This window comes from Gracilibacillus boraciitolerans JCM 21714, from assembly GCF_000521485.1.
In the GTDB taxonomy this organism is placed as follows: domain Bacteria; phylum Bacillota; class Bacilli; order Bacillales; family Amphibacillaceae; genus Gracilibacillus; species Gracilibacillus boraciitolerans.
This window is the reverse complement of the sequence record NZ_BAVS01000004.1, coordinates 83,695-106,991: the sequence shown is the minus strand read 5'-3', so window position 1 is coordinate 106,991 and position 23,297 is coordinate 83,695. Positions and strand designations below refer to the sequence as shown.

At 37.1% G+C, this 23,297-nt stretch carries 17 protein-coding genes, 6 pseudogenes and 2 riboswitches; of the genes and pseudogenes, 19 read left to right on the top strand and 4 right to left on the bottom strand.

Going from position 1 to position 23,297, the window contains the following annotated elements; genetic code table 11:
• Nucleotides 1–2 precede the first annotated feature (2 nt).
• The 3 genes from JCM21714_RS05080 (at nucleotide 3) to JCM21714_RS23775 (ending at nucleotide 2,149) form a co-directional block, all read left to right on the top strand.
• A complete protein-coding gene (locus JCM21714_RS05080) occupies nucleotides 3–770 on the top strand; it encodes a DUF817 domain-containing protein (protein ID WP_035722322.1) in 768 nt (255 codons plus the stop codon).
• 225 nt (nucleotides 771–995) lie between these two features.
• A complete protein-coding gene (locus JCM21714_RS23780) occupies nucleotides 996–1,472 on the top strand; it encodes an MFS transporter (protein WP_369403472.1) in 477 nt (158 codons plus the stop codon).
• Nucleotides 1,454–2,149 carry an MFS transporter gene (locus tag JCM21714_RS23775; protein WP_369403471.1) on the top strand — a complete coding sequence of 232 codons (696 nt, stop codon included), beginning with the start codon at nucleotides 1,454–1,456 and terminating at the stop codon, nucleotides 2,147–2,149. The genes JCM21714_RS23780 and JCM21714_RS23775 overlap by 19 nt, the downstream gene beginning before the upstream one ends.
• Before the next feature lie 130 nt (nucleotides 2,150–2,279).
• Here JCM21714_RS23775 and JCM21714_RS05070 read toward each other — a convergent pair whose 3' ends face one another.
• Nucleotides 2,280–2,810, bottom strand: a complete 531-nt coding sequence (locus JCM21714_RS05070) for a YceI family protein (RefSeq protein ID WP_035722320.1) — start codon at nucleotides 2,808–2,810, stop codon at nucleotides 2,280–2,282.
• 138 nt (nucleotides 2,811–2,948) lie between these two features.
• On the opposite strand from JCM21714_RS05070, the pseudogene JCM21714_RS05065 reads away from it, so the two are divergent.
• From JCM21714_RS05065 to JCM21714_RS05055, 3 genes and pseudogenes are all read left to right on the top strand, one after another.
• Nucleotides 2,949–3,252: pseudogene (locus JCM21714_RS05065) on the top strand (winged helix-turn-helix transcriptional regulator).
• Between the two features lie 231 nt (nucleotides 3,253–3,483).
• Nucleotides 3,484–4,358, top strand: a pseudogene (gene rbsK, locus JCM21714_RS05060) (ribokinase).
• Nucleotides 4,359–4,363: 5 nt separating this feature from the next.
• Nucleotides 4,364–5,047: a uracil-DNA glycosylase gene (locus tag JCM21714_RS05055; protein ID WP_035722317.1), complete on the top strand. Its 684-nt coding sequence runs from the start codon at nucleotides 4,364–4,366 to the stop codon at nucleotides 5,045–5,047.
• A 40-nt stretch (nucleotides 5,048–5,087) separates the two neighbouring features.
• Here JCM21714_RS05055 and JCM21714_RS05050 read toward each other — a convergent pair whose 3' ends face one another.
• Together JCM21714_RS05050 and JCM21714_RS20970 are read right to left on the bottom strand one after the other, a co-directional pair.
• The gene (locus tag JCM21714_RS05050; protein WP_305037890.1) at nucleotides 5,088–5,666 is read right to left on the bottom strand and encodes an ion transporter; all 579 of its coding nucleotides are present in this window, start codon (nucleotides 5,664–5,666) and stop codon (nucleotides 5,088–5,090) included.
• The gene (locus tag JCM21714_RS20970; protein ID WP_235182626.1) at nucleotides 5,627–5,878 is read right to left on the bottom strand and encodes a hypothetical protein; all 252 of its coding nucleotides are present in this window, start codon (nucleotides 5,876–5,878) and stop codon (nucleotides 5,627–5,629) included. The genes JCM21714_RS05050 and JCM21714_RS20970 overlap by 40 nt, the downstream gene beginning before the upstream one ends.
• Nucleotides 5,879–5,996: 118 nt before the next feature.
• Between JCM21714_RS20970 and JCM21714_RS05045 the strand changes: the two genes are divergently transcribed.
• From JCM21714_RS05045 to gucD, 12 genes and pseudogenes are all read left to right on the top strand, one after another.
• The gene (locus JCM21714_RS05045) at nucleotides 5,997–6,446 is read left to right on the top strand and encodes a hemerythrin domain-containing protein (RefSeq protein ID WP_035722316.1); all 450 of its coding nucleotides are present in this window, start codon (nucleotides 5,997–5,999) and stop codon (nucleotides 6,444–6,446) included.
• Between the two features lie 103 nt (nucleotides 6,447–6,549).
• Nucleotides 6,550–7,917 carry a TrkH family potassium uptake protein gene (locus tag JCM21714_RS05040; RefSeq protein WP_035722315.1) on the top strand — a complete coding sequence of 456 codons (1,368 nt, stop codon included), beginning with the start codon at nucleotides 6,550–6,552 and terminating at the stop codon, nucleotides 7,915–7,917.
• Between the two features lie 185 nt (nucleotides 7,918–8,102).
• A complete protein-coding gene (locus JCM21714_RS05035; protein WP_035722314.1) occupies nucleotides 8,103–9,053 on the top strand; it encodes an AAA family ATPase in 951 nt (316 codons plus the stop codon).
• On the top strand, nucleotides 9,050–10,324 hold the full coding sequence (locus JCM21714_RS05030) for a DUF58 domain-containing protein (protein ID WP_035722313.1): 1,275 nt from the start codon (nucleotides 9,050–9,052) through the stop codon (nucleotides 10,322–10,324). Before JCM21714_RS05035 ends, JCM21714_RS05030 begins: the two co-directional genes overlap by 4 nt.
• Complete coding sequence (locus JCM21714_RS05025) at nucleotides 10,321–12,387, top strand: transglutaminase TgpA family protein (RefSeq protein WP_235182625.1); 2,067 nt, start codon at nucleotides 10,321–10,323, stop codon at nucleotides 12,385–12,387. The genes JCM21714_RS05030 and JCM21714_RS05025 overlap by 4 nt, the downstream gene beginning before the upstream one ends.
• A complete protein-coding gene (locus JCM21714_RS20965) occupies nucleotides 12,377–12,526 on the top strand; it encodes a hypothetical protein (RefSeq protein ID WP_235182624.1) in 150 nt (49 codons plus the stop codon). The genes JCM21714_RS05025 and JCM21714_RS20965 overlap by 11 nt, the downstream gene beginning before the upstream one ends.
• Before the next feature lie 66 nt (nucleotides 12,527–12,592).
• A riboswitch (purine riboswitch) is annotated at nucleotides 12,593–12,697 on the top strand.
• A 106-nt stretch (nucleotides 12,698–12,803) separates the two neighbouring features.
• Nucleotides 12,804–14,325 (top strand): annotated as a pseudogene (gene guaA / locus JCM21714_RS05020) (glutamine-hydrolyzing GMP synthase).
• A gap of 201 nt (nucleotides 14,326–14,526) precedes the next feature.
• Nucleotides 14,527–14,629: riboswitch (purine riboswitch) on the top strand.
• Nucleotides 14,630–14,738: 109 nt separating this feature from the next.
• Nucleotides 14,739–16,044 (top strand): annotated as a pseudogene (locus JCM21714_RS05015) (NCS2 family permease).
• 228 nt (nucleotides 16,045–16,272) lie between these two features.
• Nucleotides 16,273–16,710, top strand: coding sequence for an IclR family transcriptional regulator (locus tag JCM21714_RS24985; protein WP_369403470.1), 438 nt, complete (start codon nucleotides 16,273–16,275; stop codon nucleotides 16,708–16,710).
• Nucleotides 16,598–17,038 carry an IclR family transcriptional regulator gene (locus tag JCM21714_RS24980; RefSeq protein WP_369403469.1) on the top strand — a complete coding sequence of 147 codons (441 nt, stop codon included), beginning with the start codon at nucleotides 16,598–16,600 and terminating at the stop codon, nucleotides 17,036–17,038. Before JCM21714_RS24985 ends, JCM21714_RS24980 begins: the two co-directional genes overlap by 113 nt.
• A gap of 102 nt (nucleotides 17,039–17,140) precedes the next feature.
• Nucleotides 17,141–18,031: a fumarylacetoacetate hydrolase family protein gene (locus tag JCM21714_RS05005; protein ID WP_035722311.1), complete on the top strand. Its 891-nt coding sequence runs from the start codon at nucleotides 17,141–17,143 to the stop codon at nucleotides 18,029–18,031.
• Between the two features lie 3 nt (nucleotides 18,032–18,034).
• A pseudogene (gene gucD, locus JCM21714_RS05000) lies at nucleotides 18,035–19,485 on the top strand (alpha-ketoglutaric semialdehyde dehydrogenase GucD).
• Nucleotides 19,486–19,576: 91 nt separating this feature from the next.
• On the opposite strand, the pseudogene JCM21714_RS04995 reads toward gucD, so the two are convergent.
• A pseudogene (locus JCM21714_RS04995) lies at nucleotides 19,577–21,552 on the bottom strand (YjhG/YagF family D-xylonate dehydratase).
• 334 nt (nucleotides 21,553–21,886) lie between these two features.
• Here JCM21714_RS04995 and JCM21714_RS04990 point away from each other — a divergent pair.
• Nucleotides 21,887–23,236, top strand: a complete 1,350-nt coding sequence (locus JCM21714_RS04990) for an extracellular solute-binding protein (protein ID WP_035722309.1) — start codon at nucleotides 21,887–21,889, stop codon at nucleotides 23,234–23,236.
• Nucleotides 23,237–23,297 lie beyond the last annotated feature (61 nt).

The window sequence follows — 23,297 nt, the reverse complement described above, 5'->3', positions numbered from 1 at the left end:
CCATGCGTCAATTATGGAGATTCGGGCTTGAACAAGCTAAGTCCTGTATTTTTGCTGTTGTAATCTTTTCTGCATTAGCAATCACACAGTTCATAGAGATTTCTTTCATTCACCGCTATGACTTTATTCTAATTATTTGCCTTCTGACACAATTATTGATGCTTACTTCAAAATTAGAGACCTGGGATGAGTTGAAAGTAATTTGTGTTTTTCACTTGATCGGATTAGCATTAGAAATTTATAAAGTCCATATGGGCTCATGGAGTTACCCGGAAGAAGCAATGTCAAAAGTGTTTGGTGTGCCTCTTTACAGTGGGTTTATGTATGCGAGTGTCGCAAGTTACTTATGTCAGGCATGGCGCCGTATGGATGTTCAGTTGATGAAATGGCCACCAACATGGACGGTAGCCATTTTAAGTGCTGCCATCTATTTTAATTTTTTTACGCATCATTATATCTATGATTTTCGTTGGATTTTTAAGGCGGCTACGATACTATTATTCTTTCAAACGATTGTTTACTTCAAGGTTAATCAACGTACATATAAAATGCCTGTTGTGCTTTCCTTTGCATTAATCGGCTTTTTTATTTGGATTGCAGAAAATATTGCTACTTTTTTTGGAGCCTGGCAATATCCAGGTCAATCAGAAACATGGGAAATTGTTCACTTTAGTAAAATAAGTTCATGGCTGTTATTGGTAATCGTTAGTTTTCTGATCGTTGCGATGTTAAAGCATATAAAAGGAAAAGACAATGGGAACTATGTATAATTCTTTGTAACAGTTCATATCAATTGGCTTTTCCGAAAATACGATTCGTGAACTCTGGAATTAGAGTAATTGAAAAATATCCTCAATGTGGTAATATTATTATTTGTGTAAATAAAAAAGATAGTTAAATAACTCAAAGTGATGTCATTTATATTTAAATGCCTTATTAATTGAGGTGACTAAAAATATTAAAGAAAGCCATAGAATGGAACAGGAGATACAACAATGACAAAACAGATTTTCCAGAGAGTTTATTATGGTTGGGTAATTGTATTTATTGCCGGGTTAGGTGTCTTTTTTTCAGGTCCTGGTCAAACGTATTCTAATTCTCTTTTTGTGGATGAATATATCGAAACATTTGGATGGTCTCGGTCGGAGGTTTCTGGTCTATATTCCATAGCAACACTGATAGCAGGACTCACGATGATGATTGTCGGACGATTTATTGACCGCTTTGGCCAACGAACAATGATGGTAACCGTTGGTATTTTATTTGCCCTGGCATGCTTTTTTAACAGTATTGTTTCCACGATGTGGATGTTTGTGGTGGGATTTTTCCTTCTAAGACTTTTAGGACAGGGCAGTATGACACTGATTCCTAATACACTGGTTGCACAATGGTTTATTGAAAAAAGGGGGGACGTGCAGTTAGCTTTGTCTCGCTTGGCAGCTTTATTAGCGCTATGCTTTTTCCAATATTAAACACATGGCTTATCGAAACCTGGGACTGGCAATTTGCATGGAGATTTTGGGGGGTCCTGTTACTTATCGTGTTCGTGCCAATAGCATTCTTCGGAGTAAGAAACCGTCCTGAAGATGTTGGATTAGTTCCAGACGGATTAGTGAAGATAAGTGATAAGAAGAAAAACGACACTTTTAAACCAGTAAGAGAAGAAAATTGGAAGCTAAATGAAGCTCTCAAAACACGGGCTTTTTGGATGATATTGATTTGTATTGGTTTCCCCCCCTCTCTGGTAAATACAGGTATTACTTTTCATATTATTTCAATTTTTGCCTTTCATGACTTACAAGCGGGTATCGCTGCAACAGTGTTAAGTCTGATGGCTGTGGTAGGTATGCCAATGTCGCTATTATCTGGATTTATAACTGAGAAAATTAAGACAAACTATTTATTCTTTATCATATTTATTCTGGAGCTATTTATTCTGCTTTTATTATTAGTTTTAGCAAATATATATATTGCGGTATTAGTTGGTGTAATATGGGGGGGTTGCAAACGGTTTTGGCCGTATTGCAACAAATGTGATCTGGCCGGATTATTTTGGTCGCAGGTATATCGGCAGTATAAATGGTGTCGGTGCTACGGTAATGGTAGCAGGATCAGCGTTTGGTCCCTTACCATTTGGTGTGGGATTTGATATCTTTGATAGTTACACACCTGTCTTGTTATTTTCATTAGCATTTCCATTGATCGGTATTATCGCAGCACTATTAGCCACCAAACCAAAAAAAGCCAACGCATAATGCGTTGGCTTTACTTCTGTTTTTCTATTCTTCTACAACAAACTCAAATCCACCGGAAAATTTAACATCTTTACCGACTAATACGCCACCAGTTTCAAGTTGAGCGTTCCATGTCAAACCATAGTCTTCACGATTAATTTTGCCTTCTACGTCCGCACCAGCAATTGTGTTACCTTGCATAGGATCTTTTGCAGTACCATTGTATTCCACCGTAAAAGTTTCTTCATTTGTTACATCTTTAATCGTTAAATCACCAGTAATTTTATATTCAGAATCTCCTGCTTTTGTAATGTTTTTACTTACAAAAGTAATGTTTGGATAGTTCTCAACATCAAAAAAGTCTCCTGATTTTAAATGCCCATTACGGTCCGGATTGTTTGTTTCAATTGATGCAGCATCGATTGTAACTTTTACACTAGCATTAGCTAAGTCATCAAAGCTGCCATTAAAATCGACATCAAAGTTTTGGAATTCACCTTTTGCTTTTGAAACCATCATGTGTTTTACTTCAAAATTTAATGCACTGTGTACTTTGTCTAAATTTACATTTACCATTATAAATTCCTCCTGAAAAAAATATTAACTTACTTTATGTAACTTAGTATACAAATATTAATTAGTTACGTCAAGTAATTAAATTTGTTTTATTTCTACCCTAATATTTGCTATACTGTTATTAAAGAGGTGAGAGCGATGGTAGATAAAACAATTTGCCCGAAGTTTGAATCGGCATTAAATATATTAAATAAGCGTTGGACTGGATTGATTATCTTTCAACTATTAGAAGGTGCACAGCGCTTTTCTGTTCTAGAAGGTGCGATTGGAATCAGTGGTCGCGTATTATCGGAAAGATTAAAAGATTTAGAAAAACATGGCATTGTCATACGCAACGTCTATAATGAAACCCCCAGTCAGAATTGAGTACGCACTTACGGAAAAGGGCAAGGCGCTAGAGCCCGTCCTGCAGAGCATCCAACATTGGCAGATGGCTGGGTGAAAAAAAATAATAAGACATTTGCCTAACACATTCCCGATATTATCTTTTATCAAACTGCGAAAAAATAATCGCAGTTTTTTGCTTTATCACGGTGTAATGTTTCGTGATAACTCACGTATTGAAGTCTTTCTTTATAAATATTACGATATTCCATATACTGAAAATTAGGATTGGAATCAATCAAGGTGAAGTTGACGAAATCTATTTTATATAGCAGGAGGAAGCAGGATGATAAAACGACCGAAAATAACCGTAATAGGCAGTATCAATATCGATTTAGTAACTTCTACTGATTGTTTTCCCAAGCAAGGGGGGGAAACAATACGAGGTAATAATTTTCAAACAATTCCCGGGGGGGGAAGGGAGCAAATCAGGCAATAGCTGCTGCACGGCTGGGTGCAGATGTTCATATGATAGGCCGTGTCGGTGATGATTCTTTTGGGAGTACTTTGCTTGAGAATTTCGAGAAGGAATACGTTAATACTGATCATATAGATCGTGTGGAAAATACACCATCAGGACTGGCGAATATCATTTTGTCAGAGAAAGATAATCGAATTATCATTATTTCTGGAGCTAACGCACACGTAACGCCTTCATATATAGAAAGGTCAAAATCAGTTATAATAGATAGTGACTATGTGCTCCTTCAGTTTGAAATTCCTAGAGAAACCATCGAGTATTGTCTTCAAATATGTTCGGAACATGGAATACCTGTTATTGTAAATCCAGCACCAGCAATGAATCTTTCTGAAAAAAGTTGGGAGCAAGCTACTTTTATTACTCCCAATGCAACAGAACGGAAGCAATTATTTGATGAGGAATGGAAGGAAAAGCTAATTGTGACAAGAGGGAAGGAAGGTGTTTCCTTTATCGAAAATGGGAAAGAGAAATTAATACCATCCCATTCGGTTGATGTTGTAGATACAACAGGTGCCGGTGATACCTTTAATGGAGCTTTCGCTGTCGCATTAGCGAGAGGACTTCCTATTGAAGCAGCTGTTCGCTTTGCTAATGCAGCTGCAGCTCTGTCTGTAGGTCAGTTGGGAGCACAAGGCGGGATGCCTGCAAAAGAACAAGTGGAAGAAATTTTAGCAAAAGGATGAGAACGATGACCGAGAATATATTAAATAATGACTGGGGGGGAAATCACTTAGCAGCTGAATTTGATAAGGAGTATTATTTGCGATTACGTGATTTTCTGAAACAGGAATATCAGCATGATACGGTATACCCTAATATGTATGATATTTACAATGCTTTAAACTATACACCATTTGAGAAAGTGAAGGTGGTTATATTAGGACAAGATCCCTATCATGGTCCCAATCAAGCACATGGCTTAAGCTTTTCCGTAAAGCCAGAAGTTGATGTCCCGCCATCTTTAAGGAATATCTATAAGGAGTTACAAGCAGATATTGGCTGTTCGATTCCTAACCATGGTTACCTGGTGAAATGGGCTGAACAAGGAGTCTTGTTACTTAATAATGTATTAACCGTTAGAGCGGGGGGGCAGGCACATTCCCATCTAGGAAAAGGCTGGGAGCAGTTTACCGATCGAGTGATAACATCTTTAAATGAAAAGGAAACCCCCCCTGTCGTTTATATTTTATGGGGAGCGGCCGCACAGAAAAAACAGGCATTAATTAATGAAACGAAACATTATGTAATTAAATCCACGCATCCAAGTCCGTTATCTGCCCATCGAGGATTCTTTGGCAGTAAACCATTCTCAAAAGCTAATGAACTACTGAAACAAAATCAAATAACTCCAATTGATTGGTCACTGGAATAATTATGAAATGATGAAAAAGTGGGACAAGCTGCCTGTCCCATTAGGATTGTTTCTGTAACATTTCTTTTATTTCCCGAATTTCTTTGCGAAGTTCTGAGATTTCGCTTGTATCCTCTTTGATTTCTTTTGTTTCTTCTTCAATATCATCGGAAATCTTCTGTGCGTTGTTGACGATTTCTCCAACGATTAAGTTGATCATAATAAATGTGGCAATGACAATAAAAGTTATAAAATAGATCCATGATAATGGTTCTTCTATAAAAATAGGTCTAAAAATCCCACTTGCCCATGACTCCAGAGTGAATATCTGAAACAATGTAACAAAGCTTAAAAATATATCACCAAAATATTCTGGGGGGGAAATTTCACCAAAAAAGGACGTGCCTAATATCGCGTATACATAGAAAATAATTGTCATAATGATTAATACGCTGCTGATGGTGGGAATTGCCATAAATAAAGCCGATACAATTCTTCTTAATGTTGGTATGGTTGTAATGGTTCGGAATACTCGTAAGACACGGAAAATACGCAAAACACTAACAAATGGTGTATTATATAAAATAAGACTGCCTAATACTATGATAAAATCAAATATATTCCAACCATTTGTAAAAATATTTTTAGTACAATGATCTTGAGTACAACCTCGATTGTAAATATAGCAAGAATAATAAGATCTATCACAACAAAGTACGTATAAAATTGCTGATAGATAGCTGGATAAGTTTCTAGTCCTATTAATATAGCATTAAAGATAATAATCGTCGTGATAAATTTATTAAATTTTGTATCCATTACAAATTTTCTTAATTTTTCAGTTGATGCCATTTATAAATTCTCCTCTACTGTTTGGCAAATCACACAACTACTACCATCAATATTTTAAAATGAAACAGGTATAAACACAAATTTTAACTGAAATAAATGAGTCAAGGGAGAGATAATTTTGAAACGACATGAAGCGTTATATCCATTATCACATCAACACCATCATACCTTAGCAATGGCACAGCAGTTAAAAAATGCAGATGAGAGCAGCAGTGTTCAGAAAATGACCCGGGATGTAATTGAATTTTGGGAGAAAGATGGCGAAGATCATTTTCGGGATGAAGAGGAAGTACTTTTACCCCCCCTGTACGCCCAATATGAGACAGTAGATAAACCTGAGATACGTGACATGTTGATTCAGCATGTACAAATTAGAAGCTATGTTCAGCAAATTAGAGGAGTCAAACGTCCTGATAGACAATTATTTCGTGATTTAGGAGCACTTTTGCAAGAACATGTCCGTTTAGAAGAACGAGTTATTTTTTCGATGATTGAAAAAGCAGTGCCAGATAATTATCTATTCCAGGCAAACGGCAGATTTCATCGGGATTCTTATAGTGGATTTTAGGTAAAGCCGATTTGTCATCATTTTTACAAAAATAAGATGATTATTTTATCATAATATGGTAAACTATCGACTAGTTTCATTATATTGAAGGAGAACGTGAATGATGGCAATTATTGATAAAATAAAGGAAATATTTAAGCACTGGTCTGCTATACACCATATTGTATTGTATTATCTCTTAGCTGTTATCATTGCCACAGTCGTTGTGAGTATACCTGTTTTTCATAATTCCGGTATTGAACTTTCATTTATTGATGCAATGTTTACTGCTGTGACAGCGATAAGTGTAACAGGACTCACTGTTGTGTCGATTTCGGAAGTATTTAATCCAGCTGGGCAAATTGCGATTGCGGTTATATTGCATTTAGGTGGAATTGGTATTATGACAATGGGTACTTTTATTTGGGTTATATTAGGTAAAAAAATTGGTATCCGCAGTCGTAAAATGATCATGATTGATCAAAACAGTAAGACACTTTCCGGTCTGGTGAAATTAATGTTAGAGATCTTTAAACTAATGTTAATTATTGAATTTATTGGTGCAATTATTTTAACGATTCATTTTCTGAATTATTACGATACAATTGGTGAGGCTCTATTGCAAGGTGTCTTTGGATCGGTTAGTGCGACGACCAATGGTGGTTTAGATATAACTGGTGCCTCATTGATACCATTTGCTGATGATTATTTTGTGCAATTTATTTACATCATTTTAATTGTTTTAGGTGCGATTGGATTCCCAGTATTAATTGAAGTACAGGAAGTACTAAAAGGAAGAGTTTATGGTGTAAATGATCGTAATAAATTTTCCTTGTTTACTAAGATTACAACTGTTACATTCTTTTGGCTGGTAGTCGGTGGTGCAATTTTTATTTTCCTGCTTGAGAAAGATGCCTTTTTTGCGGATAAGACGTGGCATGAGACGTTATTTTACAGCCTGTTTCAGTCTGTAACGAGCCGAAGTGGCGGCTTATCGACGATGGATGTAAACGATTTTTCCATGCCAACACTTTTTTTGATTAGTGCATTAATGTTTATTGGCGCATCTCCTAGTAGTGTTGGTGGCGGTATTCGAACTACTTCATTTGCAATTATGTTATTAACAATTTGGAATTATGCAAAGGGAAATTCCAGTGTGAAAGTATTTGGGCGGGAAATACATCAGGAAGATATGTTGCGTTCCTTTATTGTTATTACTACTGCTTTAATGCTATGTATAAGTTCAATTATTATTTTAATGAAAACCGAAAGCTTTGGATTAATGGAAATTGTCTTTGAAGTGACATCTGCATTTGGAACGACTGGTCTATCAATGGGAATTACGCCTGAACTATCAACATTTGGGAAGTTTTTAATTATGGCGCTTATGTTTATCGGTAGAATTGGTATCTTCACTTTTCTGTTTATAATTCGTGGTGATGATACAAAGGATCGCTTCCACTATCCAACAGAACGAGTTATCATCGGCTAACCCCAAGTAAACCTTGGGGGGGTTTTTTTATATGGACTTTACTATTTAATGAAAAATAAATTGACAGGAAATTTATTTTACTAGTAATTGCTAGTTAAATTGGTAGGCTTTAAGGCTTCAAATATAGTATAGTTATAAGTAGGAATACTTCGTAAACGAATAGCATGCAGAACGGAGGCGGAAGAATGGAATATCAGAAGCAAGTTGCAAAAATCATTCGAAATATAGAAAAAGTTATGATAGGGAAAGAACGAGAGGTCACTCTTAGCCTTGTAGCATTGCTTGCAGATGGACATGTTTTGCTCGAAGATGTACCAGGAGTGGGTAAAACTATGATGGTACGCGCTCTGTCTAAATCACTAGATTGTGATTTTAAACGTATCCAATTCACACCAGACTTATTACCTTCTGATGTAACTGGTGTATCGATATATAATCCGAAAGAAATGGTTTTTGAATTTCGTCGTGGTCCGATTTTTGGTGATATCGTATTAGCAGATGAGATTAACAGAACGTCACCGAAAACCCAATCCGCCCTATTAGAAGCCATGGAAGAAATGAATGTAACGGTGGATGGTATGACAAAATCGCTGAATAAACCATTCTTTGTCATGGCAACCCAAAACCCCGTTGACTATGAAGGAACATATCCTTTACCAGAAGCACAACTCGATCGTTTTTTAATGAAATTAAAGATGGGTTATCCTAATGAAGTTGATGAGTTAGAAATGTTAAATCGGACAGATCGTAAGCATCCAATCGATGAAATTAAACCGGTTATCCATAAAGATCAGCTGATCGAAATGCAACAAGAAGTGGACAGTTTATATGTGGATGATACAGTAAAGCGTTATATTGTTCAGCTTATAGCGGCTACCCGAAAAAGTGAATATGTCCAATTAGGAGTAAGTCCACGCGGATCCATTGCACTTATGAAGGCTGCTAAAGCATATGCTTACATTATGGATCGTGATTATGTTATTCCGGATGATGTGATGGAGCTTGCTTCCTACGTGTTGTCACATCGCATTATTCTCCGACCAGAGGCTAGATATGAAGGTGTAACACAGGAAAAACTAATTAGCCAGATTTTAAATGAAATAGATGTACCTGTTCGGAAGGAAATGCATGGATGAAAGTCCTTATTCGAAAAATAATAAAGGAAGTCCAATTAGCTTTTTTATTAGGATTTTTATTTGTATTTGCCATGTTCCAAGGAGGATTCGTTAGTTGGTTTCTCTTTTACAGTATGCTTCCGATTCTTCTCTATATGATGACGATCCCTTTCTTTCCGTTACACAATTGGAAGGTGGAGAGACGTCTTTCAGATCGTTATCTGCAAGCAAGTAGTAAAATAGAAATTCACATTTCGATTAAAAGAAAAATACCATTTCCATTATTTTTTTTAGTAGTGGAAGAAATGTTGCCTGAAACACTTCAATATCAAGATATCGGCAAAAAAAAATATCAATACCTTGCTGATCAAAATGGTTTTATAAGAAAAAGACAATGGAAAAAAGTGGTTTACCCTGGTTTCCGCAGGCATTTTTCTATCTCTTATTCTCTCGAACATCTCCCGCGGGGGGGGAAACATCAGTTATCACAAGTGCGTCTCCAGATTGGTGATCCCTTTGGCTTTGTTGAGACCGATCATAGCTTTGACTTAACGAAAGAGTTTTTTGTTTATCCAGCCATTCAGGATATCAAGTGGAAATATGTTTCGCAAAGTTTGGAAGAGGGCGCAAATCCGTCATACATGCATGATGAAAAACTAACGAATGTGGTATCAAGCGTGCGGGAGTATATTCCAGGTGATCGCTTTTCTTGGATTGATTGGAAAACCACTGCACGAAAAAATACGGTTATGACCAAAGAATTTGAGCAAGAAAAAGATTCAAACCTTTCATTAATTCTTGATGTCGATGGTTTGCAGCAGGGCAAATTTCTCGTATTTGAAGCAGCAGTAGAGTGGACAGCATCTTTATTACAAACACTTCGCAAAAAGGATCAACATGTATCTTTTTCTGCATTAGGGACGTATAATAAGCATTTCTCTGCGCAACAAGTGCAATTTCAATTTCCCACTGTACAAAACTATTTGGCTACTATTAATCAGGAATCTGCATCGCCTTTATCACAACGAATGTTTTTGCCTTTACCAGAGTTGATGAAAGGTTCTATTGTGCTTTTTGTCATCACTCAATTAGATGGAACATTAGTAGATCGATTAGTATCATGGAAAAATCAAGATTATCTGGTGATGGTTTGCTATATCATTTCAGAAAAGGACCATCAAACGCTGCAGACTCAATTAATAAAATCACTTCGGTTAAAAAATATATATGTTCAGGTTATCTCAGAACAGCGATTAATAAGTGAGCACTGGGAGGTGAATCCATCCCGATGAAACAAAAAGTTACATTAAATTCTATGTCTAATTTTATTCTTTTGATAGCAGGGTTTCTCTTGTTTTGGGAATGGTTGCGACCATTGGAACAAATTACAGACACGGGCAACGTCTATTTATTTGTTATCTATGCAGCCATTTGTTTTCTAGTATCTTTTTTTATCCATAATGGCTGGGCAAAATTTTCTATTAAGCTAGTTTCCTTATTGTTTATTCTCGATTATTTGTTTTTAAGAGAAACGTTGTTATCGAAAGAATGGTTTCAGGTACTATCATTAGAGTTTCGATATAATATAGAGATCATCGGAAATAATGACTGGTATTTGATGACCTCGCTTTTTCGAAGTTTACTGTTTCTTTTATTACTATGGTTAATGAGTTATCTGCTCCATTATTGGTTTACGATTGCTAATAAATTTTTCCTGTTTGTATTGTTAACCATCGTTTATTTAGCCGTATTAGATACGTTTACGGTTTATGATGCACAACTTGCGATGGTTCGTGCCTTTATCGTATCATTTATCATTTTGGGACTTAGTCGTTATGTGCAGCTGATGGACAATGGAGCATATAAGGACAATATTAGACATGTATTTACATGGACAATTCCAATTATTGTGATTGTTGTAATGGCAGCATTATTGGGAATCTATTCTCCTAAATTAAATCCGCAGTGGCCAGATCCTGTCCCGTTTATCCAAAGCACAGCAGGTCATGTCGGATTTGGGAGCGGATCTGTTCAAAAAGTAGGGTATGGAGAAGATGATTCGCGTTTGGGTGGTTCTTTTGTTCAGGATGATTCGAAGGTATTCGAGGCGATTGCTCATGACGATATTTATTGGCGGATCGAATCTAAAGATGTTTATACAGGTAAAGGCTGGGAGCGATCTGAAGAATTAAACTATCAAGCTCTGAATAATGGACAAGTGAATTGGCGGACTTTTCCACTTGATAGAACAGAAACTAAACCATATGAAACGATGGTGCATCCTGTATCAACTAACAGTTTGCCAAAGGTTGTTTATCCATATGGAGTAAGTCAGCTTGGTTCGATAGAAGAGCAGACTTTTTTCATGGATTACAACACAGGAATGATTGAAGTGGAGTCTTCCGAACAGTCTCAAGGCAGTCCCTATTCGATTCAATATAATGCACCATCGTTTTCTTTAGATGAACTAAAACGTAATTCAGATAATGATCCTGAAGATATAAAAGAAAAGTACTTGCAATTACCAGAGGGTTTGCCAGATCGGGTAGTTGATTTAGCTAACGAAGTAGTAGAAGGAAAAGAGAATAGATATGATCAGGCAAAAGCAATAGAAAGTTATTTTGCTGCTAATGGATATACCTATCAGATTGAGGATGTATCGATTCCAGAAGATGGGGGGGAAGATTATGTGGATCAATTTTTGTTTGAAACACAGATTGGTTATTGTGATAACTTCTCGACTTCGATGGTGGTGATGTTGCGATCCCTCGATATTCCAGCTCGCTGGGTAAAGGGATTCACAGGTGGGACAGAAGCAAGCGAACAGCCAGCACTTCCAGATGATTATAAGCTTTATGAAATTACAAATAATAACGCCCATTCATGGGTAGAAGTTTATTTCCCTGAAAGCGGATGGGTACCTTTTGAGCCAACTAGTGGTTTCTCCAATCCAACTGAATTTTATCAGGAAGTAACAAGTGATACGGAGACAGAGATTGATAGGACAGAAGAAGAGCAAACTGAACAGGAAACAGTAGAAGAAACAAAAGAGAAGGAAAAAACAGAAGAAGAAGAGAAAGATACTAGTGCGACTGGTGCCTCTGATAATCAGAATGGTGGAAACGGATGGCTATATGTTCTGATAGGTTTGATTGTTTTGCTGATCATTTCAGCAATTATTGTGTATGTAAGAAGGTATCAAATTAGAGACTGGTACGCATTGAAGAAGTGGCAACGGCTATCGCAAAAATTAGATTTGGAATCTGGTTATTTCTATTTGCTGAACCTTTTGGAAAAAAAGGGGTTTACAACGTCGGAAAGGACAGACACTAAGACAATATGCGTTGGAAGTTGATCAACGGTTAGGTACAAAAGAGATGTATGACTTAACCTTAGCATATGAACAACTTGTTTATCGAAATCAGCACATTTCAGAAGATCGTAAGCAACTGCAGGATTCATTTCAACACATTATTGATCGAATATTTGCTTGACCAGCACAGTTACGATTGATAGAATAGATGAAAATTATAAATAGAGTTTAGTCATGTGCTAATCTTTTTAGTATGTTTTATCACCTTCATATATGTTTGGGGGGGATATGGTCCAAACGTTTCTACCTGAACACCGTAAAGGTTCGGACTATGAAGGCGGAGATCTTGCCAGAGATTTCTGCCTTTCTGTAATTATAAAGAAAGGCAGATTTTATTTTTACATAAATGATTTTTCAGATCAATTGAAGGAGTGGACAATTTGGAAGTAAACAATGAAATGATTTTAGTGTTAGATTTTGGTAGTCAGTACAACCAATTGATTACCCGCCGCATTCGTGAATTTGGTGTGTATAGTGAGCTGCACTCCCATCGTTTAACAATAGAAGAAATAAAAAAGATGGAGCCAAAAGGTATTATTCTTTCTGGCGGGCCTCATAGTGTCTATGGAGAAAATAGTTTCAGATGTGATGAACGCATTTTTGAGCTTGGTATTCCTGTTCTCGGTATTTGTTACGGAATGCAATTAATGACCCATCATTTTGGTGGTGTAGTAGAACGAGCAAATCAACGTGAATATGGAAAAGCGGATATTCACGTCAAAGATAATGCGTTACTTTTTGAAGGAACACCAAAACAGCAAGTCGTCTGGATGAGCCATAGTGATAAAATAATCGAAGCACCAAAGGATTTTGAAATTGAAGCAACCAGTGATTCAACACCGATAGCAGCTATGAGAAATATAGAGAAACAGCTATACGGAGTGCAATTTCATCCAGAAGTTCGTAACACCGAGTATGGTAATAATCTATTAAAGCAATTTGTTTTCCAAGCATGTGAGTGTGCTGGTGATTGGACAATGGCTAATTTTATTGATGTCGAAGTGGATAAGATAAGAGAACAGGTTGGCGATCGCAATGTGTTGTGTGCACTTAGTGGTGGGGGTTGACTCTTCGGTTGTAGCTGCCTTAATACAAAAAGCGATTGGTGATCAATTAACCTGTATCTTCGTTGATCATGGCTTATTAAGAAAAGACGAAGGGGAAACGGTAATGCGCACCTTCCGTGATCAGTTTAACATGAATATTATTAAGGTTGATGCGCAAGAAAGATTTTTGTCAAAATTGAAAGGTATTTCAGATCCAGAACAAAAACGAAAAATAATAGGAAATGAATTTATTTATGTGTTTGATGATGAAGCAGCAAAATTGGAGAATATGGACTTTCTAGCTCAGGGTACCCTGTATACTGACATTGTCGAAAGTGGTACAGACACAGCACAAACCATTAAATCACACCATAATGTTGGTGGTTTACCAGAGGATATGCAATTTACATTAATTGAACCATTAAATACCTTATTCAAGGATGAAGTCCGTGCATTAGGCATAGAATTGGGAGTTCCCGAGGATGTCGTCTGGCGGCAACCGTTTCCAGGACCAGGACTAGGTATTCGGGTGATGGGCGAGATAACACCTGAAAAGGTAGAAATTGTTCGGGAATCAGATGCAATCTTGCGCGAGGAAATTAAAAAGGCAAATTTGGAACGAGATATATGGCAATACTTCACCGTACTGCCTGACATTCGCAGTGTCGGAGTGATGGGAGATGCCCGTACTTATGATCATGCTATCGGTATACGTGCGGTAACTTCCATTGATGGTATGACATCGGACTGGGCACGTATACCCTGGGATGTATTGGAAAAAATTTCAACCCGTATTGTGAACGAAGTGGATCACATCAATCGCGTGCTGTATGATGTGACAAGCAAGCCACCAGCAACAATTGAGTGGGAATAAGAAAGTTAACACCATGCATGTTGGAAGATGTGGGGGGTTTTTCAAACGTAGAAGACAGTTATTTTTAATCGGTAGTATAATTTAATATAATCAATATGGAAATAATGAAAAAACGAACAATAGAACTAAAAAAATAAAAAACATTCGTATTTTTCCTTGACGAATTATTACTAGCCTAGTAATATATGAATTGAACTTATTAAAAACATTATAAACATCCGTCGTATAATGTTGGGAATATGGCCCAGGAGTATCTACCAGAGCACCGTAAATGGCTCTGACTACGAGGAGGAGGTAAGTTGCCCTTTTTGCTTTATTTAAGCAGCAACTTCTCCGAATTGTAATAAAACACTCCTGGTCCTATACTGGGAGTATTTTTTTTTACGGCTGATATTAGAAAAGGGGAGAAAAATATGAGAAAGTTTTTCGAGTTTGAAAAATTAGGTACCAATTATCGTACAGAGACTGTCGCAGGTATTACGACTTTCTTAGCAATGGCATACATTCTATTTGTTAACCCATCGATATTAGGAACAGAAGGTACAGGAATGGATCCGAATGCAGTATTCGTAGCAACTGCATTAGCGGCAGCAATTGGTACGCTAATTATGGGTGTGCTGGCTAAATATCCGATAGCACTTGCTCCAGGTATGGGTCTCAATGCATTCTTCGCTTATACCGTTGTTTTAGGTTCAGGGATAGCATGGGAAACTGCTCTAGCAGGGGGGGTATTAGTATCAGGTCTTATTTTTATTATTTTAACACTTACCGGACTTCGCGAAAAAGTAATAAACGCGATTCCAGCTGTCTTGAAAATGGCGGTAGGAGCAGGTATCGGTTTATTTATTGCCTTTATTGGTTTTCAAAATGCAGGAATTATTGTTGCAAATGAAGCAACGATGGTGGCACTAGGTGACTTAACGCAAGGAACAACTTTATTAGCTATCTTTGGTATTATTATTACTGTTATTTTGATTACAATCGGCCTAAAAGGTGGCGTCTTCTATGGAATGGTTATTACAGCTGTTGTAGGGATGATCTTTAGTCAGGTACCGGTACCAGAAAAAATAGTTGACTCTGTACCTAGTATAGCACCTACGTTTGGGGCAGCATTTGCTCATTTGGGTGATGTGTTCACATTAGAGATGATGGTAGTGATTCTTACTTTCTTGTTTGTTGACTTTTTCGATACGGCAGGTACTTTAGTAGCGGTAGCATCAAAAGCAGGTCTTTTAAAGGATAATAAACTGCCACGAGCAGGCAAAGCCTTATTTTCTGACTCAGCGGCAACGGTTATAGGTGCAACATTAGGGACTTCTACAACAACCTCATATGTTGAATCCACAACAGGTGTAAGTGCGGGAGGACGATCAGGGTTTACATCAGTAGTAACGGCAGGGTTGTTTATTTTAGCCTTATTCTTCTCACCATTATTAGGGGGTAGTTACTGCAGAAGTAACAGCGCCTGCACTTATCATTGTCGGAGTACTCATGGTTTCTGCACTAAAAGATATTCCATGGGATAAATTTGAAGTAGCTGTACCAGCCTTTTTAACGATTGTTACCATGCCACTCTCCTACAGTATTGCGACAGGTATTGCAGTCGGTTTTATCTTCTATCCAATTACGATGGTAGCAAAAGGTAGATTTAAAGAAGTTAATCCAGTCATGTGGGTATTGTTTGTTATTTTTATTGTATATCTAGGATTTATACATTAAAATTAAGGCTTTGGCGCTAATGCCATAGCCTTTTTTCTTTGTTATCCATTATCGTAATCTGCTAAATAAGCAGTTAGATAGGAATAGAAAAGCTATCTCTGATATATTAATAGTAACATAACGAACTAGTATTCAAAGAAAGTTTAACTATACAAAAATAGTTTTGATTATATAAAACAAATATGTTATAATTTCTAAAAAGAAAAGTTAATGAGAGAGGTTTCATTTATGCCAATCATCCAATCTGTTGAGAGAGCTTTAAACATAATTGATTTATTTAATGAGCAAAATACAGAACTGAAAATTACGGAAATTAGCACAAAGTTAGATTTAAATAAAAGTACGACACACTCTTTATTAAAAACCTTGAAGCAACATAATTATATCAAACAAAATACAGATAGTGGTAAGTATAGCCTGGGTTTGAAATTATTAGAGAGAGGCCAATATGTGCTTAATAGTATGGATATACGTGAGATAGCTAGAAAACACCTGATAGACTTATCTGTTATGACTGGACAAACTACACACTTAGTCATATTAGAAGGTATGAATGGAGTCTATATTGATAAAGTCGAAGGGGGCATCTGCCATTGTATATTCCAGAATTGGAAAGCGAGTTCCTGTTCATTGCAGTGCTGTTGGCAAGTCACTGATGGCTTTTAAAGAACAGGAAGAGATATTGCATCTTTTAAAAGAGTATGATTTTTATGCTCAGACAACTAATTCCATAACGGAAAAGCAAGCCTATTTAGCAGAATTAGAAACGGTCAGACAACTAGGCTATTCTATTGATAATGAGGAAAATGAGCCTGGTATTTACTGTATAGCAGTTCCGATATTTGACCATACAAATAAAGCAATTGCCGCCATTAGTATCTCGGCTACAAAACAAACGATTACAAGGGAATTGGAACAAGAAGTAGTTTCTAAATTAAAACATACTTGTACTGAAATATCCAAGGCGTTGGGAAATAAAAAAGTTTATCTTTAAGGATGAACTTTTTTAATAATTATATACAAGAACTTAGTTTTATAATATAAAACAAAGGGAGTGAATTTAGCAATTATTTTTTGAATATGAGGAGGAATAAAATTGAAGGTTATCCGATTTAAAACAAATAATAATTTATCACAACTAGCTGCTATCACAAAGGAAAATAACATCTTTGAACTGGCAGTTGATTCGTTTCAGGATTTGCTTAATAAAGCAGAACAAGAAGGCAAAAGCTGCAGTCAATTAATTGAAGATGAAATAAAAACAAAAAAACCACTTCAGAAAGAACTTGCAGATTTAGAATTATTGGCACCTGTAGTATCTGATGAAGTTTGGGCAGCAGGAGTAACGTATTCTAAAAGTAGAGAAGCGAGAAACAGGGAAGCAAAGGTACAAACTAATTCCTTTTATGATAAGGTCTACGAAGCCAGAAGGCCTGAGCTTTTCTTGAAGTCAACAGCCAGAAGATTGATAGGTCCTAATATACCTGTAGGAATTCGAACAGATTCGAACTGGCAAATACCGGAACCAGAGCTAGCATTGGTAATCAAAGCGAATGGTGACATAGTTGGTTATACTATTGGAAATGATATGAGCAGTCGTGATATCGAGGGCGAAAATCCGTTATATTTACCACAGGCAAAAATGTGGAAGCATTCCTGTGCGATTGGACCTGCGATTTTGTTAGCGGATACAATCAACGATCCCTATAATCTAGAAATTCAATGTCGAATTAAAAGGAATGGAGACTGGATATTTCAAGGAAATGCAAATACTTCGATGTTAAAAAGAACTTTTAATGAATTAGTTTCTTATTTAATAAAAGATAATGATATTTTAGATGGAACCACATTACTTACCGGAACTTGTATCATACCAGACGACACGTTTACTCTTCAGGAGGGTGATTTAATTGAAATAGAAATTGAATCCATTGGAGTATTAAGAAATCCTGTAAAAATAGCAACTAATATTAAAAGAGGAGAATGAGCTATGCATAAAACATTTCTAAATTACATTGGTGGCGAATGGCAGACTTCCAAATCAGGTGATATTCTGTCGAGTTATAATCCGGCGAACAAGACGGAAGTGGTAGGAAGTGTCCAAAAGTCAACACGAGAAGAGTTAGATGAAGCAGCAGCACAAGCAAAAAAAGCTCAAAAAGCATGGCGCAAATTGGCAGGAGCAGAACGTGGAAACTATCTCTATAAAGCAGCAGTAATCATGGAAGAAAATTTGGAAGAGATCGCCACCACCATGACGAAAGAGATGGGAAAATCCTTACCTGAAGCAAAGGGAGAAACGACACGTGGAATTCAAATTCTTAAATATTTTGCAGGAGAGGGCATGCGCTCAGATGGCGATGTCATTCCTTCAACAGATCCAAGTGCCTTAATGTTTAGCAAGCGTGTACCAATTGGAGTTGTTGGTGTAATCACTCCTTGGAATTTTCCTGTTGCAATCCCAATCTGGAAAATTGCACCTGCCTTGATTTATGGTAATACGGTTATTCTAAAACCAGCATCAGAGGGATCTGTGACGGCAGCAAAAGTGATTGAATGCTTTGAAAAGGCAGATTTTCCAGCAGGTGTGGTTAATTTTATTACTGGCAGTGGTTCCGTAATCGGTCAAGGGCTGGCAGAAAATAAAGACGTTAACGCTGTAACCTTTACGGGATCGAACAATGTTGGAAAAAATATTGGGAATATAGTTGGAGCACGTGGTGGTAAGTATCAATTGGAAATGGGTGGTAAAAACCCAATTATCATTGCCGAAGACTGTGATATTGAAGCAGCTGTTGATGCAACTTTAAGTGGCGGACTTAAATCAACGGGTCAAAAATGTACGTGTAGCAGTCGTGTAATCGTTCAGTCTGCTATTTATGATCAATTTAAAGAACGTTTAATCAAAAAAGCAAAAGAAATCACAGTTGGTGATGGAATGGATGCATCAACGTGGATGGGTCCATGTGCAAATGAAGGACAATTTAATACCGTAAAATATTATATTGACAAAGGAAAAGAAGAAGGTGCAACGTTAGCGTTAGGTGGTAATCAACTAACTGAAGGAAACCTGAAGAATGGTTATTATATTGAACCAACAATTTTCGATAATGTTACAAGCGATATGACCATTGCTCAAGAGGAAATTTTCGGACCAGTCTTAGCGTTAATGAAAGTCGATACCATTGAAGATGCGATAGCGGTAGCAAATGATGTTGAATTCGGCCTAAGTGCATCTATCTTTACAAAAATATCGATCATATATTAACATTTATTGATGATATTGAAGCAGGTTTAGTCCGTATTAATTCAGAGACAGCAGGTGTAGAGTTGCAGGCACCATTTGGCGGAATGAAAGCCTCAAGCTCTTACTCAAGAGAACAGGGTCAGGCTGCCAAAGAATTTTTTACAACAATGAAAACTGTATTTATAAAAGGATAATTGAAAAGCGGATGTCTTAACACAAAGACATCCGCTTTTCATATTTAGAAATTCGTTTGCAATAAGTAATACGTATAACTTATATCTGGTTTTATTTTTCCTTCAATGCTTTTTCTCCAGCTGCTAAAACTTCTACGATTCGATCTACATCATAGACACTGCCTTTCCATGTACCACCACTTACTTTTTGTAAAGCGGCCCATAGTCGTGTGTCATCCGGTAATTTCTCAGCGGGCTGAATATTAGGATTTACTTTTCTGGATGCTAGAACGCGAGCACCTTCTTCAGAGGAAAACTCTTGGTCAGCATGGCCAATGAAGTTAATGGAGCCTTCTAAATGTTTGGCATCTATTCTTACTTCAATTAGATCACCGTCTTGGAGTTTACCAATTGGCCCATCAGCTAAACCTTCAGGCCCAACGTGTCCAATACATGCACCTGTAGAAACACCGGAAAAGCGTGCATCCGTAATTAATGTTACATATTTACCATAAGATAGGTGTTTTAAGGCAGACGTTACTTGATAGGTTTCTTCCATACCAGTTCCTAGCGGCCCACATCCTGTAAGGATCATAATATCGCCTTTTTTAATTTGCTTTGTTTTAATGGCTTCTATAGCACTAGCTTCGCTTGTGAAAACTTTAGCTGTACTTTTATGATAATAAATTTGATTTTTATCAAGTCGAGACGGATCAATGGAAGTCGATTTGATTACTGCTCCTTCTGGTGCAATATTACCTGTTGGGAATGTAACCGTGGAAGTTAATCCTCGCTCTTTTGCTTTTTCTTTTGACATAATTACTTCATCAGCATCAATTTGGTCTGCTTCTTTTAGTTTCTGCTTCATTTTTTGTCTGCGTTCGGAATGTTCCCACCAGTCCAGATTTTCCTTCATGGTATGACCTGTAACAGTCATAATATTTTCACGTATTAAACCTAAATCTCGAAGATGAAGCATAACTTCTGGCACACCACCAGCTAAAAAGGCGCGAATTGTTGGATGGGGGGGTATCGGTCCATTTGGTAATACACTAACAAGACGTGGAGTTTCTTTATTAATTCGCTGCCAATCTTCTATAGAAGGAATCGTACATTTTGCTGCATGTGCGATAGCAGGAATGTGTAATAATAGATTCGTAGAACCTCCAAATGCTGCGTGTACGACCATAGCGTTATGGATGGCATCATCCGTAACGATATCTTTTGTAGTAATCTTTTCTTGTTCCATTGCGATAATGCTCTTGCTGACTCACGCGCCATTTCCTTCCACACTTTTTGGCCGGAAGGTGCCAATGCAGCATGAGGTACCGTCATTCCCATTGCTTCTGCAACAACTTGAGCGGTTGCTGCTGTACCTAAGAATTGGCATCCTCCACCTGGAGTTGCGCAGGCCATACATCCTAATTCCGCCGCTTCTTCTAATGATAATTCGTCATTAGAATAGCGAGCACCAATCGTTTGGACTTTTCCTGCATCTTCCCCATATAATGGAGGTAGCGTAACACCGCCTGGTATAATAACCGTTGGTAAATCATGCATGGATGCCAAAGCGATAATCATAGCAGGTAATCCTTTGTCACAGGTGCCAATCCCAAGAACTGCATCACGAGTAGGTAAAGAACGAATTAAGCGACGGTGCACCATCGCTGCATCATTACGATAGGGGAAAGAATCAAACATTCCGGTAGTACCTTGCGTTCTGCCGTCACAAGGGTCACTAACATATGCAGCAAAAGGAATCCCTGCGTGTTGAGTGATTTCATTTGCTGCTTCTTTCATTAATAAGTCAACTTCCCAGTGTCCTGTATGATATCCAAGTGCCAGTGGATTTCCTTCTTCATCTTTTAAGCCCCCTTGGGTACTTAACAATAGTATTTGTTTTCCGTCTAACATATTTGGACTCCAGCCCATTCCGACATTTTGCGAAAGCCCAAACAGGTTTCCGCTTGGTGATTTTCGTAACATCTTGTCTGTTAGTGGTAATTTGCCTATTGGACCTCTGGCGACCGTTTTTATATCATAAATTTCCTCGTTATCTACCATTATTCTATCAATTTTATCCATAATTAGCCTCCTTAAAATTATATAAAACCGTTTTCAAATAATATGAAATAATTATAAAGTTTTTTAGCGTTTGTGTCAATAATGCCAAAACATATTTTATATTATAAAACAAATTAATTATAAAACGCTTTCAAAATCTATTGACAGTAAAAATGTAAGTCGTTATAATATTATATAACAAAACTTAGTTTTATAATAACAAACATTATCAACTAAGTTTATCTAATAAATGAATGAACTTAGTTAGAATAAAACATCTTTATAAAAGGCAGGTGAATAATGGTAATTGAATTTATGTAAGCGATAACAAAATTAAATTTAAGGGGTGTTGAAATTAATGAAGAAAAATCTACTTTGGTTAATGCTGGTTGTTTTAGTTTTAGTTATGGCAGCGTGTGGTCCTTCTGATGATCAAACTGGTTCTGATACAGATGCAGAAGGTGGAGAGGAAACAAATGGGGCTGACTCAGAGGGAAGTGAAGAGGAAGCAGGTACTGACGAGGAAGAAATTACCTTGACATTATGGCATATTGAAACCGGTCCATCTGGAGAAGCGATTGATGCAGCAGTAGAACGCTTCGAAGAAAAAAATCCGAATGTAACAGTTGAAGTTTCCCAACAAGAAAACGACCCATATAAATCACAATTAAGTGTAGCAATGGGTGGTGGTAACCCACCGGATGTATTTAGTTCTTGGGGGGGAGGCGGCTGGTTAGAACAATTTGTTCGATCAGATCAAGTACGTGATATTTCTAATGATATCGACCAGGATATTTATGTTGAAGCTGCACTGTCAGCTGCAACATTCGATGATAAAGTATATGGTGCACCAATTGGTATGGCTGTAGTACCAGTATTTTATAACAAAGATATGTTTGAAGAATATGGAATAGAAGAACCAGAAACATTTGAAGATCTAAAAGGAATCATAGAAACGTTAAAATCAAATGATATTACGCCATTTGCACTAGCAAACCAATCAAAATGGACAGGTTCTTTCTATTTAATGTATCTTGCAGAAAGAATGGGTGGAACAGATTTATTTAGTGAAGCGTTCAGCCGCTCAGGACGTGGATTTGATGATGAAGCTTATGTTGAAGCTGGTCATAAATTGCAAGAATTAGTAGAAATGGAAGCATTTCCAGAAGGTGTAAATGGTATGAACTATGATACTGGCCAGTCAAGACAAATGCTATACACTGAGAGTGCTGGAATGATGATCATGGGTAACTGGTTAGTAAACAATGTTCGTGATGAAATGCCAGAATTTGAAGAAAAACTTGATTTCTTCTTATTTCCATCGATTGACGGAGGAGAAGGTGAAAAAACTCATGTTGTTGGTGGTGTAGCACCCGTGTTCTCGGTATCAGAATCAAGCGAGCATTCTGAAGCAGCTGTAGAGTTAGTGAAGGAATTAGCAAGTTTAGAAACTTCACAAGCTATGGCCGATAATGCTGGAGATATCGCAGCTGTAAAAGGTGTGGAATATAATGATCCTTATACTCAACGAGTAAGTGAACTGTTAGAAGAAGCAGAATTTATGCAAACATATTATGATCAAACATTACCTCCAGAATTAGCGCAAGTTCACTTGGATACAACGCAAGCATTAATTGGTCTATCGATCACACCGGAAGAAGCTATGGCCCAAGTGGAAGAGAAAGCAAAAGAACTTCTGGATGAATAATTTATCTTAGGAAACTACATTAGGAAATTTTCTTTAATGTAGTTTCCTACTAAAAGAGGTG